The organism is Pseudomonas sp. ASL7 (genome assembly GCF_056680375.1).
The window spans coordinates 2,148,375-2,163,780 of record NZ_CM155279.1; the positions used below are offsets into that span (position 1 = coordinate 2,148,375).

General features: G+C 58.1%; 15 protein-coding genes. 10 read left to right on the plus strand and 5 right to left on the minus strand.

Annotation, left to right across the window (positions count from 1 at the left end; genetic code table 11):
* The first annotated feature begins 61 nt into the window (after positions 1 to 61).
* The 7 genes from AC1MDT_RS09785 to AC1MDT_RS09815 all read left to right on the plus strand — a co-directional run bounded on the left by AC1MDT_RS09785 (position 62) and on the right by AC1MDT_RS09815 (position 6,182).
* Positions 62 to 907, plus strand: a complete 846-nt coding sequence (locus tag AC1MDT_RS09785; protein WP_480421823.1) for an ABC transporter substrate-binding protein — start codon at positions 62 to 64, stop codon at positions 905 to 907.
* A gap of 43 nt (positions 908 to 950) precedes the next feature.
* The gene (locus tag AC1MDT_RS09790) at positions 951 to 1,646 is read left to right on the plus strand and encodes an amino acid ABC transporter permease (RefSeq protein ID WP_480421824.1); all 696 of its coding nucleotides are present in this window, start codon (positions 951 to 953) and stop codon (positions 1,644 to 1,646) included.
* A gap of 2 nt (positions 1,647 to 1,648) precedes the next feature.
* Positions 1,649 to 2,338: an amino acid ABC transporter permease gene (locus tag AC1MDT_RS09795; protein WP_480421825.1), complete on the plus strand. Its 690-nt coding sequence runs from the start codon at positions 1,649 to 1,651 to the stop codon at positions 2,336 to 2,338.
* A 4-nt stretch (positions 2,339 to 2,342) separates the two neighbouring features.
* Entirely contained in the window at positions 2,343 to 3,101 is a 759-nt protein-coding gene (locus tag AC1MDT_RS09800) for an amino acid ABC transporter ATP-binding protein (protein WP_414907463.1), read from the plus strand.
* A 56-nt stretch (positions 3,102 to 3,157) separates the two neighbouring features.
* Positions 3,158 to 4,021, plus strand: coding sequence for an MBL fold metallo-hydrolase (locus AC1MDT_RS09805; protein ID WP_480421826.1), 864 nt, complete (start codon positions 3,158 to 3,160; stop codon positions 4,019 to 4,021).
* Between the two features lie 64 nt (positions 4,022 to 4,085).
* On the plus strand, positions 4,086 to 5,366 hold the full coding sequence (locus tag AC1MDT_RS09810) for an NAD(P)/FAD-dependent oxidoreductase (RefSeq protein WP_480421827.1): 1,281 nt from the start codon (positions 4,086 to 4,088) through the stop codon (positions 5,364 to 5,366).
* 9 nt (positions 5,367 to 5,375) lie between these two features.
* Positions 5,376 to 6,182, plus strand: coding sequence for a sulfite exporter TauE/SafE family protein (locus AC1MDT_RS09815; protein ID WP_480421828.1), 807 nt, complete (start codon positions 5,376 to 5,378; stop codon positions 6,180 to 6,182).
* A gap of 28 nt (positions 6,183 to 6,210) precedes the next feature.
* Here the strand turns inward: AC1MDT_RS09815 and AC1MDT_RS09820 are convergent, their stop codons facing one another.
* Complete coding sequence (locus tag AC1MDT_RS09820; protein WP_480421829.1) at positions 6,211 to 7,137, minus strand: LysR family transcriptional regulator; 927 nt, start codon at positions 7,135 to 7,137, stop codon at positions 6,211 to 6,213.
* Between the two features lie 128 nt (positions 7,138 to 7,265).
* On the opposite strand from AC1MDT_RS09820, the gene lysA reads away from it, so the two are divergent.
* A complete protein-coding gene (gene lysA, locus AC1MDT_RS09825) occupies positions 7,266 to 8,504 on the plus strand; it encodes a diaminopimelate decarboxylase (protein ID WP_480421830.1) in 1,239 nt (412 codons plus the stop codon).
* An 85-nt stretch (positions 8,505 to 8,589) separates the two neighbouring features.
* On the opposite strand, the gene AC1MDT_RS09830 is transcribed toward lysA, so the two are convergent.
* The 3 genes from AC1MDT_RS09830 to AC1MDT_RS09840 are packed head-to-tail and all read right to left on the minus strand — an operon-like array spanning position 8,590 to position 11,831.
* On the minus strand, positions 8,590 to 9,936 hold the full coding sequence (locus AC1MDT_RS09830) for a glutamine synthetase family protein (protein ID WP_480422744.1): 1,347 nt from the start codon (positions 9,934 to 9,936) through the stop codon (positions 8,590 to 8,592).
* 22 nt (positions 9,937 to 9,958) lie between these two features.
* Positions 9,959 to 10,516, minus strand: a complete 558-nt coding sequence (locus tag AC1MDT_RS09835) for a helix-turn-helix domain-containing protein (protein WP_480421831.1) — start codon at positions 10,514 to 10,516, stop codon at positions 9,959 to 9,961.
* Between the two features lie 25 nt (positions 10,517 to 10,541).
* Positions 10,542 to 11,831, minus strand: coding sequence for an NAD(P)/FAD-dependent oxidoreductase (locus AC1MDT_RS09840; RefSeq protein WP_480421832.1), 1,290 nt, complete (start codon positions 11,829 to 11,831; stop codon positions 10,542 to 10,544).
* A gap of 206 nt (positions 11,832 to 12,037) precedes the next feature.
* On the opposite strand from AC1MDT_RS09840, the gene AC1MDT_RS09845 reads away from it, so the two are divergent.
* On the plus strand, positions 12,038 to 12,442 hold the full coding sequence (locus AC1MDT_RS09845; RefSeq protein ID WP_480421833.1) for a hypothetical protein: 405 nt from the start codon (positions 12,038 to 12,040) through the stop codon (positions 12,440 to 12,442).
* Entirely contained in the window at positions 12,436 to 13,128 is a 693-nt protein-coding gene (locus AC1MDT_RS09850; RefSeq protein ID WP_480421834.1) for an RES family NAD+ phosphorylase, read from the plus strand. The genes AC1MDT_RS09845 and AC1MDT_RS09850 overlap by 7 nt, the downstream gene beginning before the upstream one ends.
* A gap of 113 nt (positions 13,129 to 13,241) precedes the next feature.
* Here the strand turns inward: AC1MDT_RS09850 and AC1MDT_RS09855 are convergent, their stop codons facing one another.
* The gene (locus tag AC1MDT_RS09855; protein ID WP_480421835.1) at positions 13,242 to 15,401 is read right to left on the minus strand and encodes a lipase family protein; all 2,160 of its coding nucleotides are present in this window, start codon (positions 15,399 to 15,401) and stop codon (positions 13,242 to 13,244) included.
* Positions 15,402 to 15,406 lie beyond the last annotated feature (5 nt).

Here is a 15,406-nt window from a genome sequence, read left to right on the forward strand (position 1 = left end):
TCCACTGCACTGACGATTCAAAAAACTGGCGTTCCGTTTATCTAACAATAAGGTCTATAAAATGCAAACGAACCGCGTGCTCAAAAAACACTGGAAAACCGCAGTACTGGCACTGACGCTGGTCACCAGTTTCTCTGCTGCAGCTGATCAGCTAAGCGATATCAAGGCTAAGGGTGAGTTAGTCTGTGGTGTGCTCGGCACCGACGAGCCGTTCAGCTACATAAAGGACCCGGCGAGTCGCCAAATCGTCGGTTACGACGTCGACATGTGCAATGCCATTGCCGCGAACATCGGGGTGAAACCGGTGCTCAAGCAATTGACGGTTGCCGCACGCATTCCCGAATTGCAACAGGGCCGTGTCGACCTCCTGGCTGCCTCCTTGACCCATAACAAGGAGCGCGAGGCATTGATCAACTTCTCCCTTTCGACCTTCATTACCGGTCAGAAAGTCATGGTCAAGGCCGACAGCGGCATCAGCCAACTCGACCAATTGACTGGCAAGAAGATCTTGACGATCAAAGGCTCCACCATGGAGCAGAGCATCCGCTCGAAGATCGCTGACGCCCAGATCGTATCGTTCGACAGCAACCCTCAGGCCCTGCTCGCCCTGCAACAAGGCAAAGGCATGGGTTATGCCAACGATGAAACTTCATTGGCCGGCAACTTCGCCAAGCTGGGTGATGCGGCAAAAGATTTTCTGATTCTCCCGACGCCCCTGTCGAGCGAGCACATTGCGCTGGGCATGAGAAAAGGCGAACCCGCCTTCCAGGAGCAGGTGAACAAGACGCTGCGTGATCTGGAGACTTCCGGCAAGGCCGAGACGCTCTTCACCAAGTGGTTTGGCCCTGACAGCAACATGAAATTCGCCAGCCGCTCATTCAAGATCGAAACCGACAACATCAACTAACTTCATTGAGGGCCCGACCTTTGGTCGGGCCACGGGCCTATTTATGAATACGTTTGATTTGTCGGTCGTGCTCTCCGGGCAGTATCACGAGTGGCTCCTCAGTGGCTTCCTGCTGTCCATCCAACTCGCGTTGATCTCGCTGGCCATCGCCCTGCCGCTGGCAATCGTCATCGCTGTATTGCGCCTGGCCCCTTACGCGGCACTCCGGGGAATCGCGATCACCTATGTGGAAGCGATACGCAACGTCCCGCTGCTGGCACACATGCTGTTCTGGTATTTCGGCGCTCCGGAGCTGCTGCCAACCCCGATCAAGACATGGATCTACCAACACAATATCGAAGCGGTCAGTGCGGTTATCGCCCTGGTGCTGTACACCGCGGCTTATATGTCCGAAGACATCCGCAGCGGCTTGCGATCCATTCCCAAGGAACAAATGGAGGCTGGCCGGACCCTGGGCTTTGGCTTCATCAGCACCATGCGCCTGGTCATCCTCCCGCAGTCACTGCGGGTGACAGTGCCACCGTTGATTAGCCAGACACTTAACCTGTGGAAGAACACCAGCATCGCCATGGTGATCGGCGTCGCTGAAATGATGTATCAGGCCCAGCAGGTGGAAAGCTCTACATTCCGGGGTTTCGAATCGTACGCCGTTACCACGGCAGGTTATGTCGGCGTCTCGATCATCATCACGCTGCTGTCCAGCTGGTACCAGCAACGCTATCCCGTACGGAGTGCCTGACGATGCTAGATATCATCCAAAACTACGGGCTTTTCTACCTGATCGGCCAGTACCCGAACGGCCCCCTGGGTGGCTTGGCGATGACATTGATCCTGGCAGCGCTGGCTCTGGTAATGGCCTTCCCTGTCGGGGTATTGCTCGCGCTCTGCCGCATCAGCCCGTATGCACTGTTGCGCGTACCGGTCACAAGCGTGGTGTATGTGCTGCGTGGCACACCCTTGCTGATGGTGATCTTCTGGGCCTATTTCCTTCTGCCGACCCTGACCGGCCAACGCACCGAACAATTCGGCACCATGCTGGCGGCCCTGGTGATTTTTGATGGGGTCTACCTCGCAGAAATCATTCGCGCCGGGATTCTGGGGTTGCCTCGCGGGCAAATGGAAAGCTCTCGTTCACTCGGCTTTTCGTACCTTGCGACAATGCGGCTGGTCATCATGCCCCAGGCCTTTCGCAACATGCTGCCCTCACTGGTGAATCAGTTTGTCTCCACCATCAAGGAGACCTCGCTGGGCTACATCATCAGCCTCTCGGAAGTGTCGTTCGTCGCCTCCCAGATCAGCGCTCAGTTGCTCACCAAGCCGGTCCAGGTCTATGCCGTGCTCGGCCTCACTTACTTCGTCATGTGCTTCAGCTTGTCGCGCTTCGCCTTCTGGCTGGAAAGACGCCTCGCTGTCCGAACTGCAAAGGTTTAATCCCATGATCAAACTGAAAAACGTTAACAAGTGGTACGGCAACTACCATGCCCTGGCTGACATCAACGAAACCGTCGCCAAGGGTGAGGTGGTCGTGGTCTGCGGCCCGTCCGGCTCCGGAAAGTCGACGATGATTCGCACGCTCAATCGGCTGGAGGCTATCCAGAGCGGGAATATTTTCATCGATGGCGTGGATATCCATGATCGATCCGTCAGTGTGAACGCATTGCGCAGCGGTATTGGCTTCGTGTTCCAGCAGTTCAATCTGTTTCCGCACCTCACCGTTCTCGAGAACTGCACCCTGGCTCCGCGTCGCCTGCGCAAGCTGGGCGCCAAGGAAGCTGACGATCTGGCCATGAGCTTGCTGGAACGCGTAGGGCTGGCCCACAAGGCATGCGCCTACCCCTCCGAGTTATCGGGTGGCCAGCAGCAGCGCGTGGCCATCGCCAGGGCATTGGCAATGAACCCGCCGGTGATGCTGTTCGATGAACCCACTTCGGCGCTGGACCCAGAGATGGTCGGCGAAGTGCTTCAAGCAATGAAAAGCCTGGCCAAGGAAGGCATGACCATGGTGTGCGTCACCCACGAGATGGGTTTCGCGCGTGAAGTGGCTGATCGCGTGATTTTCATGGACCAAGGCAAGGTGCTCGAACGAGCGACGCCCGAGTCTTTCTTCCTGCGCCCCGAACACCCTCGCGCACAGCGATTCCTGTCCGATATCCGCTCGCCCTGGGCCGAGAGTGGTATGCCGCAAGCTTGTTGAATGGAGTACAGGGGGCAGGTTCGATAGCCGCCCCCTTGAGAATGGAGAGAATAACCATGCAATTTCATGTCGAGGCTTTCTTCGACGCCGACAGCTGTACTTACAGTTATCTGGTCAGCGACCCGATGACCCGGCACTGCGCGATCATCGATCCGGTCCTCGACTACGATGCCGCCGCCGCGCGTATCTCGTATTCGAGTGCCGAGCGCCTGATCGAACACGTGCGCGCTAACGCGCTGACACTGGAATGGATTCTGGAAACCCACGTGCATGCCGACCACCTCTCGGCTGCCCGCTACCTCAAGCGGCAACTGGGCGCAAAGATCGGCATTGGCGACTGCATTCCTCAGGTACAGAAGAGTTTTGCCACGCTGTTCGACGCCGACGATGATGTGTGCCCGGACGGCAGCCAGTTCGACCGTTTGTTCGCCGACAACGAAACCTTCCATATCGGCGCCCTGCCCGTCAGCGTGCTGCACACGCCTGGCCATACGCCGGCCTGTGTGACGTACCTGATCGAAGATGCCGCGTTCGTCGGCGACACGGTGTTCATGCCCGATTGCGGCACTGCCCGCTGCGATTTTCCTGGCGGTGACGCACACCAGCTGTACCGCTCGATTGGTCGGCTGTTCGAGCTGCCAGGCAGCACGCGCCTGTTCATGTGCCACGACTACAAAGCGCCCGGTCGCGATGCCTACTGTCACCAGACGACGGTGGACGAGGAGCGCGCGCACAACATCCATATCGGCAAAGGCAGCTCCGAGGCTGATTTCGTCGCGCTGCGTACGGCGCGCGACAAGACGCTGAACCAACCCCGGCTGCTGCTGCCGTCCGTGCAGATCAACATGCGGGCCGGTGAGACACCCGCGGCCAGGGCCAATGGCATCAGCTATCTGAAGATACCGCTCAATAGGTTCTGAATGAGTATCGGAACTCAGGCAGAACGACAGGAATATCCGATTTAAGCAATCGAATGGAATGCAGATGACTACGCTCAACCAAAACGCAACAGCCTCTGGGACCAAAGAGCCCCGTGAACGCCCCGATATCATTGCCGACGTTGTCGTCATTGGTGGAGGATCGGCAGGCATCGGGATTGTGGCAAGCCTGCTCAAGCGTACGCCCGACCTGCAGATCACGCTGATCGAACCCAACGACAAGCACTACTACCAGCCGGCCTGGACGCTGGTCGGTGGAGGGGCGTATGACGTGCGCAAGACTGTCAGGCCCATGTCGCAGGTCATCCCGCGCAGGGCAACCTGGATCAAGGCGGCTGTGGTCGAGGTGCTGCCTGATGGAAAACGTCTAGCGCTGAGCAACGGTAAAAGCGTCGCTTATCAAAACCTCATCGTCTGCCCGGGGCTCAGGCTGGCCTGGGAGAAAATCGAAGGGCTGGAGCAAACCCTGGGCAAGAATGGGGTGACGTCCAACTACCGCTATGACCTTTGCACCTACACCTGGCAACTGGTGCAGGGATTGCGCAAAGGCAAGGCCCTCTTCTGCCAACCCGGCATGCCGATCAAATGTGCCGGCGCCCCGCAAAAGGCCCTGTACCTTTCCTGCGATCATTGGCAAAAGTCAGGTGCCCTGCAGGACGTGAAGGTCGAGTTCAACCTTGCCGGCGCAACGCTGTTCGGCGTGGCGGCCTTCGTCCCTCCCCTGATGAAATACATCCAGAAGTATCAAGCGCAGCTGGTATTCGGTTCGAACCTGGTCAAGGTCGACGGGCCGGCCCGGACAGCCTGGTTTGAAAGCAAGGACGAACAGGGCGCTGTCATTCTCCAGGCCAAGACCTTCGACATGCTCCATGTCGTCCCTGCACAGGTCGCCCCCGACTTCATCCGCACCAGCCCTCTGGCGGACGCCGCCGGTTGGTGCGAGGTGGATCCGGGGACGCTGCAACACAGCCGCTATCCGGAGGTCTTTGCCCTGGGCGATGTGTGCTCTACCAGTAACGCCAAGACCGCTGCCGCTGCCCGCAAGCAAATCGTCGTCGTGGCCGAGAACCTCCTGGCAGTACGCCGCAACCAGCCCATGCCATTGCGCTACGACGGTTATGGGTCATGCCCGCTGACGGTTGAAAAAGGCAAAGTCGTGCTCGCAGAGTTCGGCTACGGCGGGAAACTGCTGCCCACATTTCCCCTGGACGCAACGGTCGCCCGCAAGAGCGCATGGTTCCTCAAAGCACGATTCCTGCCCTGGTTCTACTGGAACGGCATGCTCAAAGGCCGTGAGTGGTTGACCAGCCTTTCCAAGGCAGAGTGAGGAGCGAGCATGCTACTGAGTGGAGTGTTCGGGATCGCCATCGGCATCATTCTTGGCCTTACCGGTGCCGGCGGTGGAATTCTGGCCGTACCGGCGCTCGTGATCGGCCTGGGGTGGTCGATGACTGAATCGGCCCCCGTTGCGCTGTTTGCTGTCAGCGCAGCGGCCGCTGTAGGCGCCGTGGACGGTCTGAGGAAAGGCCTGGTACGTTATCGCGCAGCCCTGCTGATGGCGTTGTTGGGGGCCGTGTTCTCGCGCCTGGGCGTGCATTTTGCCCACCTGCTGCCCAACGCCGTACTGACGTCCCTGTTCAGCCTGGTCATGGTCATTGTGGCGATACGCATGATTCGACAGGCTCGCGGCAGCTCGGTTAACGCCGCCGACAATGAGCCGTGCTGGCAACAAAAGAACTGCATGCTCAACCCTCAGACAGGCCGATTGCGCTGGACGCCGAAATGCTCAGTGAGCCTTGCCGTAGTCGGCTCACTTTCAGGGCTACTCACCGGGATGCTGGGTGTGGGAGGCGGGTTCTTGATCGTGCCTGCGTTTCAACAGCTTTCAGACATCCGCATGCATGGCATCGTCGCGACCTCACTCATGACCATCGCCCTGATCTCGGCTATCGCGGTGACAGGCGCTATTCATGCAGGTGCCCATATAACGGTCACAGGTGGGGTTTTTATCGGTGCGAGTGTCAGCGGGATGCTGCTGGGAAGAGTCCTCTCACCCAGGATCCCCGCCAAATCGATACAACTGGGTTTTTCCGCTGTGTGCATGGTAGTCGCTGGCTACCTCATGCTCAGAACCTGGATGTAGAACACCTGCGGAGCCTAAAAACACCGACCTAACCGGCCCCCGCCATTCTCTTGTCCAGAGCACTGGCAAGGCTCAACGCCTCAACACTCAATGCCTTGCAAAAGGCGTCGACAAAAACCGAGGAGGGTCGAAAATCTGGCCTGATCAGCATGACTCGGTAGGGAATGGACACGTTGATTGGCCGAATGGCCAATCCTCTGCCCGACTCTTGCACCGCGGTCAGCGGGTTGATAATCGCCACGCCCAATTGTTGTCTGACCATGGCACAGACTGAAGCGGCATTGGTGGTTTCGATCACGGTGTGCCGATCGACTCCCGCATTACGAAAGTGCTCATCCAGCTTCTGACGATAAATATCCAGGCCCGAGAGGTTGATGAAATCGACACCGCGAAAGTCCTCCATTACCAGCAGCGGCTTGATTAACAACGGGTGCCCCTCTGGCAGAATGCAGACCATGTCGGCACAAAAGAGCAAATCCCCTCGGGTACCCCGCGGCACATGTTCACTTTCAGTCAGCCCGAGGTCGTGACGCTGGGCGCTGAGTGACTCCTCGAGCAGGGGCGACTCCTGCGCGCTGATACTCAAGCCTATGCCCGAGTGCTGCTGGTGAAACTGCTTGCAAACGTTGGGCAATAGCGTCTGGGAGAACAGCGGCAGGCACGCAATGCTGAGTTGCCCATGTTCGAAACGACGGATCGATTGCGCAACGCTATTGATTCGTTCCAGCCCGATATAGGAGCGCTCGACCTCTTCGAGCAGCATCATTGCCTGCGCCGTCGGTACCAACCTTCCGCCCTCCCGATCAAACAGACGCAAACCTGAAAGGCTTTCAAGCCGTGCCAGTTCCCGGCTGAGTGTCGGTTGGGAAGTCAGCAATAAGCGCGCCGCTCCCGTGACGCTGCCTGCTTGCATGATTGCCCGGAAAACTTCGATATGTCGCAACGAGACTTTCATACCCAACCTTCGTTGATCGATTGAAGCCCATATCAAAACTGAATCGACAAACAAAAAGAAGATATTTTATTGAATGCCCCGCAATCGGCATGATGGCCTCCACTCTCTAGATCAGATCGACTTTCTCTATGCCCAACCAGCTCCCATTCCAGCAACTGGCCGCTATCGCCACAGAACATGGCACCCCGTTCTGGTGTTATGACGCCCAGACCATCAAGGCGCGCATTGGCCAACTGGCGTGCTTCGAAACCGTTCGATTCGCACAAAAAGCCTGTTCCAACCTGCACATCCTGCGCTTGATACGCGAACAAGGCGTTCGGGTCGATGCCGTCTCGCTCGGTGAAATCGAGCGGGCGCTGCTGGCAGGTTTCAGCCCGGTCGGCACACCAGCAGGTATCGTCTTTACCTGTGATCTGTTCGACGAGCTGACATTGCGCCGCGTGGTCGAGCTGAACATCGAGGTCAATACCGGCTCGATCGACATGCTCCGTCAATTGGGCGAGCGCTCTGCGGGCCATCGCGTCTGGTTGCGGATCAACCCGGGGTTCGGCCACGGTCACAGCCGCAAGACCAATACCGGTGGTGAAAACAGCAAGCATGGCATCTGGCATGACCAGGTTCACGAAGCGCTCGACGTCATTCGGCAATTCGGGCTGAAGCTGGTGGGATTGCACATGCACATTGGTTCGGGCGTGGATTACCTGCATCTGGAGCAGGTGGGCAATGCAATGGTCTCGGCCGTGAAAATGCTCGACCACGATATCGAAGCGTTTTCCATCGGTGGAGGGCTTTCCACACCCTACCGCGAGGGCGATGAGCCGGTGGACATCCAGCGTTACGCCAACGCATGGCATCAGGCCCGGCAGGACATCGAGGCGTTTCTCGGTCATCCGGTGCGGATGGAAATCGAACCCGGCCGGTTTTTGGTTGCGGAGTCAGGTTGCCTGGTGACGGAAGTCCGCGCGGTCAAAAAAGTGGGTCGCCGCAACTTCATCCTGGTGAACGCCGGCTTCAATGACCTGATGCGCCCTGCTCTCTATGGCGCCTATCACCACATGACCTTGCTGGACGCCGAGGGTGCACCCGTCAATCGCATTGAACACGACTACGTGGTGGGCGGCCCGCTGTGTGAATCTGGCGATATCTTTACGCAGGATGAAGAAGGTGTGACGCCCCGTTTGCTGCCCGAGGCGCAGGTTGGCGATTTGCTGGTCATGCACGATACGGGCGCGTACGGCGCCTCTATGTCATCCAATTACAACAGCCGGTCCCTGTTGCCGGAAGTATTGATCGAGCAAGGGCAAGCCAGATTGATCAGACGCCCGCAGCCATTGTCGGACTTGCTGGCCTTGGAGTTGGGGCTTTAAAGGCCAAGCGGGCGGGCCTGATAGTTCCTGTAACGTGATAGGCCAGCGGGTGTTGAGGTGTCATGTGCCCCTCAACACCCACGCATTACAGGTACCAGCGATATTCCCGGGCACTGATCTCCTGCATGAACGCCAGATGATCCTGACGTTTATTCTCGCAATACACATCCACGAACTCCGCCCCCAAACCTTCACGCAGTTGCGGCTGGTGCTGCATCGCGCGAACGGCTTCAAGCATTTCCAGCGGGAAGTCGACTCCACTGTTACGGTCTTCGTTGAGCGGCAGGATCGGCTCTTTGCCGGCTTCCAGGCCATGTTCCAGCCCCACCAGAATCGCCGCCAGCACCAGATACGGGTTGGCATCGGCACCGGCCAGACGGTATTCGATGCGCAGGTTTTTCGAGTCCGATTCCGGAATGCGCAAGCACGCATCGCGATCCTCGAAACCCCAGCTCGCTTGTGTGGCCACGTTTACCGTACCGCCCAGGCGGCGCATGGCATTCTGGTTCGGCGCGAAGATCGGCATGCTGTGCGGCAGCAGCTCCAGGCACCCCGCCACGGCATGGCGCAGCGGTTGCTGTTGGTTCGCCGCCAACAGGTTTTTGCCGACACTGTCATACAGACTGACATGCACATGCATGCCGCTGCCAGGGTGCTGCAAGTAAGGCTTGGCCATGAAGCTGGCGCGGTAGCCGTGCTTGAGCGCGACGCCACGGCTGCTCCGACAAAACAGTGCGGCCCAGTCGGCAGCACGCAGACCATCATCAAGATGACCGAAGTTGATCTCGAACTGACCCGGCCCCAGTTCAGCCGTAATCACGGTGGCGTCAATGCCCTGAGCCCGCGTCGCCTCAACCATTTCATCCAGTACCGGGGCAAAGCGTGAGAGGCGCTCGATGTGCATGTTGGGTTGATCATCAGCATCGTCCGTCAACCCATCTCGTGGGAACTGAGGCAAGCCGTCACGCAGCTGTTTATCGAACAGGTAGAACTCCAGCTCAAAGGCCACCACCGGGTGAATGCCTTTGCGCGCCAGCCGATCCAGCACTTGCGCCAGCACTTCACGCGGTTCGAAAACAATCGGCTTTTCGGTGCCGTCCGAAGTGATCAGCATCTGTCCCAGCGGCTGCGCTTCCCAGGTCACCGGTTTGAGTGTGCCGGGAACCAGTCGACGCAGCGCGTCCGGGTCACCGTCGTTAAAGCAGTAGTCACCGATTTTGAACAACCCGCCCTGCACGCCCAGCAACACACAGTTCTGAGGCAGCTTGAGCGCGCTGCCGGCTGCGACTTTTTCCAGCATCTCGACGGGATAACGTTTGCCGTAGAAGTGCCCCGGAATGTCCAGGGAAATCAGGTCGACATAACGCACCTCGGGGTACCGTTGGCGAAAAGCACGCACTTCGGACAGCAAATCAGAGCAGGCAGCATCCATCATGATTGTTCCTTTGTTGTTATCAGGTGTAGACCCAGAGCACTCGCGTGAGATGCTCGGTAAGGTTGCCGTAACGGCAACGGGTGTGACTGTCGAACTGAAAACTGTCGCCGGTTCGGAACGTGACAGGGTCTTCGTCGTCACCCAGCCAGAGCGTCAACTCGCCCTCGAGCACGTAGCCGCCCTGCTCCGAGCTGTCGGTCAGGTGCCTGTCACCACTGCTGGCGCCAGCTTCCAGGTGACTTTCTAGCATCGAGAACGAAGCCCGCATCTTGGGCGAGACCAGTACATCGGTAATCCCGTTGGCGTAATACAACGTGCGACGTTCGTCAGGCCGGGTCACCCATGGCAGAACCTTGGGTTTTGGCAAGCTATAGAAATAGGTCGTCGGTACGCCCAGGGTTTCGCTGATCGCCGTCAGATCGGCCACCGTTGGCCGAGACAAGCCACGCTCGACTTGAGACAAAAAACCCACTGAACGACCGATCTGGTCCGCCAGGTCCTTCAAGGTGAATTTCTTGTGTTTGCGCAAATCGTGAATGAGGATGGCCAGTGCAGCGATTTCTTCTTGCTTGTTCATGGCTGGGATTCCGATAAATGACTCATCAAATGCTGTCGCGCAGTCGGTACCAGGCTTTGCCAATGGCTTCCAGCGGCGCGGCCAGGTACTTGCCGCCGGGAAAGCTGCCATTACTCAAGCCTTGATACAACGCCAATTCATCCCCCTGACCGAGAATCGCATCGGCCACCGCGCGGGCGGCCGCCAGTGTCGGGAGCACGCCATGCCCGGAGAACCCTTGTAGCCAGTAACGATCACCCTGGCGTCCGACGTCCGGTGTGCGGTTCAAGGTGAGGTCGATGTGTCCGCCCCAGGCAAACTCCAGATCGACCCCCTTGAGCTGCGGGAAGACACGCTCCAGAAACGGCCGTGTTGCCCCGGCAATGTCCTTGGGCATGCCGCCCAGGTAGGTGCAGCCACCGCCGAACAGCAAGCGGTGGTCCGGGGTGCGACGGAAGTAGTCGAGGACAAACTGGTTATCGGTCACGCACACATTGGTCGGCAGCAACGCCGTGGCCTGCTCACGCGTCAGGGGTGCGGTCGCGACCTGATACGTCCCGACCGGCAACACGCAACTGGCCAGTTTCGGATCGAGCCGGTCCAGGTAGGCATTGCAGGCCAGTACCAGCACGTCGGCCTTAATCGACCCATGCTCGGTATCCACCCGAAAACGACCGCCCTCTTCTCGATAACTCAACGCTTTGCTTTGTTCATGGATGTGGCCGCCTGCACGCTCGATAGCCGCTGCCAGGCCCAACGCCAGTTTCAGCGGATTAAGGTGAGCCCCTTCGGGATCGTAGAGGCCGGCCTGATAGCGGTAGCTGGCCACCCAATTGGGCAACTGCTCGCGTGGGATGAACTGCAAGCCATCATGCCCCCATTTATGGCCGGCCTCCTCTTGCCACTCGGTCAGCAGGCTGACCCGGCGCGGCATGACCGAAGTCCACAGATGCCCGGCACGATAATCACAGTCGAACCCATGACGCCCCGGTAATTCACGCAACTCCTTGGCGGCCCAGCGCATGCCGTCCCACAGTCGCCTGGCGCGTTCATAACCCAACGCGGCCTCCAGCGGTGGCATGTCACACGACCAGCCGAGAATAGCCTGCCCGCCATTGCGCCCCGAGGCGGCCCACGCCACGCGGCTGGCTTCCAGCAGCGTCACCCGTTTTCCAGCCAACGCCAGGCGCAATGCAGTGTGCAGGCCACTGAACCCCGCGCCGATGATCACGACTTCGGTGTCGTGTTCCCCCACGAGCGCGGGCCGAGCACTCAGGAGATTGGCGCAACTGTGGGCGTAATAGCTGGCGACATGTCGCTTGGATTGCTGAAACATTCGAGGCCTCGTGAAATTATGTTTTTATAATTTCATGAAAAAATACAGCGTAATTTTCACAAATGCAATGCGGGTTACATTGATAGTGTCAATGCCAGAAGCTAAGGAAGTGCGGGTATGTCGATCTCCACTGGTCGCGGCACACTTGCTCTATAGATGCTTTTTACCTACATTTGAGTCTACGGATTCACAGTGAGGTAGAGAACATGGCCGTTGCCCTCCAGGAACAAGCCTTTACCAAAAGCCAGTGTGTGACAGGCTTGCGCGCCGCTGTCGGCATTCTCGAAAAATGGGCGGCGTCCAGCGATCAGGCCTGCCGTATCCTGCGCATATCCCGCAGCACCTACACCCGCGCCCGGCAGCGCGATCCCGACTGGGCCGTGGCGCTGGATTCGGACCAGATGCAGCGCATCAGTTTTGTGCTCAACATCCACGCCGCTCTGCGCCTCGTTTTCGATAACCCGGAAAACGTCTACGGCTTCCCGTCGATGGCCAATGACAACGAGTTTTTCAATGGCCGCTCCCCGCTCGCGATCATGTCTCAGGGCGATATGATTTCTTTGTATGAAACCTTTAGGCGCATTGACGTACTGCGAGGCGCGCAATGGTGAGGCTGAGCGAACTGGCAGCGTTTGCCGGTGAGCCGTTACAGGCCTATCGACTGGTCAATTCAAAGTTTCCGCCTGTAGCGTTGTTTGATGACGTCGCGGACGCGGACGAGTTTGAGGTGCTGTATCAGATACAGGCGCTGACTAACCCCAGGCTGAACAATGAAGTGGGTCGCCTTGAGTTGATTCCACGGCGTGAGATCCCGTTCGGTATTCCTGGCTGCTCTTACGCAACCGCACCTTTTACCCACGTCAACCCGGCGGGCTCGCGGTTCAGCGATGGCAGCTTTGGGGTGCTGTATCTGGCGGACTCCATGGAAACGGCGCTGGCCGAGGTGCGGCATCACCAGAGTCTGTACTGGTCGAACGTACCGAGCCTCAACTATGAGCGGTTCGTTTTTCGGGGCTTGTCCTGTTCGTTTGTGGATGCAACGATGAAAGATGCTGGCGCCATTGTGGTGACTGATCCTGTTTACGCGCCTGACGATTACACGCATTCCCGCCTGTTGGGGAGGTCCGTCAAAGAGGCGGGATGTCCCGGCATTCGTTACCACTCGGTGCGTATGCGAGGCAGTTATTGCTGGGCGTTGATGACACCGAGACCGGTGTTGTCGGTTATTCAAGCCGCGCATTACGAGATGGTCTGGAATGGTCAGGTCACGAGTGTCAGCAAGATTAGTGAGGCCTGATTTTAAAAAGGGCCCGGCCCAATCAAGGGACGGGGTTATTTCAATACAAAAGCGCGGCTCAGAGAATGAGCCATGCATCTTTTTTAGTCCTTTAAATTAAACGCTAGCGGTACTCAGATAATCGAATCAATGTCGAACGGCTTGCCCACCAGCAAACGTTCGTTTTCCAGTGGCTGGGGAATCTTCGCGTACTGCACCATATGCTTATTTTTAGTGTGTTTTGCCCAACGCTCCACGCTACCGGTGAACTCCGGCGACTGCGCCGCGCTGCCGTAGACATCCGCCAGCGTTAGCCGGCGATAGCGCAAGGCTTCCAAGCGCTGGCGGGTTGTCGTCAGCCGATCCCGCTCTCTGAACAAAGCATTTCTAGCGGCACTTTCATCTGCCGTCGCGCCTCGCGGGCCCTCGTCATGACGCATCTGGCGGGCATACTCGTAAAGTTTGTCCTTGAGCACTGCCAGGGCATCGTCGATCACCAGGTACTCACGTCCTGTGACCACGGTTGCACCGGTTTCCTGGGTTTGCTGCCAGCGGCGCAAGGTCGCCCAGGCGAAAGGAATGTAACTGGCAACCATCATGTGGTCTTTGTAGTTGATCAGTTGGGCCAGCAGGCCGTCGCGCACCGGCATATCGCTACGCCGGGTCTTCTCCAGCATCGCGGTGCACGCGGAATTTTGGATGGACTCGCAGGTTGGGTCCCACAACACGGCCGACGGCTCCTTCGCATCGAAATGCACGGGCATGAAGTGCTGTTGTTGCCCATGATGGTGATAGGGATCACCGCCGACACGCACCAGACCCGCGCCGAACACCAACAAGCCGTACCCGCTGACGACCGTCATCGTCAGGCCCGGCACCCAGACTTTCCAGTTAGCATTCATCCAGGGGGCCGGTACACCGGGCACCGGGTCGTTGTTGTTGACCATGCGGTGATGAACGAGGTCGGCGGCGCCTTCAACGAAAGTCGAGTCGCCGGCGCGTGGGGCGCCGTAGGTGTAGAGGAGGATGTTGTAATCCTCATCTGGAAATCGGCGCAGTGCTTCGGCCAGCAACAAGGCAATGGCACCGCCGAGGCTGTGGCCGCAAATGATGATTTTTTGCCCAGTGTGGAATTTATCCAGATAACGCAGAACGAAGTTTTTCATCGCCTGAAACGCGGTGTAAAAACCCTTATGAACCTGCCCCACGCCCTCCTCGAACGGAACCTGCAGCGCGTGCACATCCCGAACCGCATCTTTCAGGCTCGCCGTGCCCCGCACTGAAATCAAAATAACTTCGTCGTGATGACAAATGAACGCCTGGGTATCGCCGCCATCCTCCTTGTCATCGAAAAAATGCTGGTTGGCCGGGTGCTCCTGGTCTTTACCTTTGTCCGGGTGGTTCTGCTCATACAGGGTCGGGTCGAACGGCAGGATCTCCAGGCGTTTTGAATACGGCACGTCTTCGTACAACGGGAAAAACCGAAGGGGCTGATTTTTATCGACTTGCCAGTTTTCCCGGTAACTGGCCAGCGCTTCGCCAAATAGATTGCCAATGCTCGGCTCTTCTGGAAAGCGCACTTTATCCAGCGGTTTTGTACGTGGATCCTGGGCGAAATCGGTGTAACTCAAGGTCGCCATCAACGCCAATTGATAGAGGTTCAGGGCACAGAACTGGTCATCGGTGGACAGCATAGGCCGCAAGGCGCGCATCGGCCGCACTTCCAGCACGTTGTGCTGGTTAGGGCTCAAGGCCACGCCGAACGGTACCTCGGGGCCGAACCCCAGTTCACTCATGGCGCGCACCAGTGACCGTTGCGGTTCATAAAAGCGTTGGGCCACCGGCGGCAGATGCGCGCCCTGGCGGACCAGGTCCCGCACCTCGACCTGGACGAAGATGTCGGCGTCTTTGATGACAGGGTTGTGTTCACGACGAAATCCGTCTTCGTGGAAGAAACGCGTTTGTTCGGCGCGGAACTGGAGTTCGGTGATCGGGAGGGGGTAGTGTTTCCTTTTCAATAAGGCGCCGTAAAAGTCATCGATACCTCGATAAGTGGTATTCAGCGTGAGTACAACGGGGCCGCGATAGTGATTCTCCAACTTGGCAAAACCCTCGCCGTTCAGTCTTCCGGTGTACTCCTGCCCGACACTGTCCACAACGGTGTAAGGCAAACCGCCATAGGGTTTTCCGTCACCGAACTCATCAACTAATCGAAAACTCGTCCAATGCCCCCGTAGTGGGCATACCAGCATTTTGCTGCTGAAACAGCTATCGTCTTGCTCCTTGACTGTCATGTTGT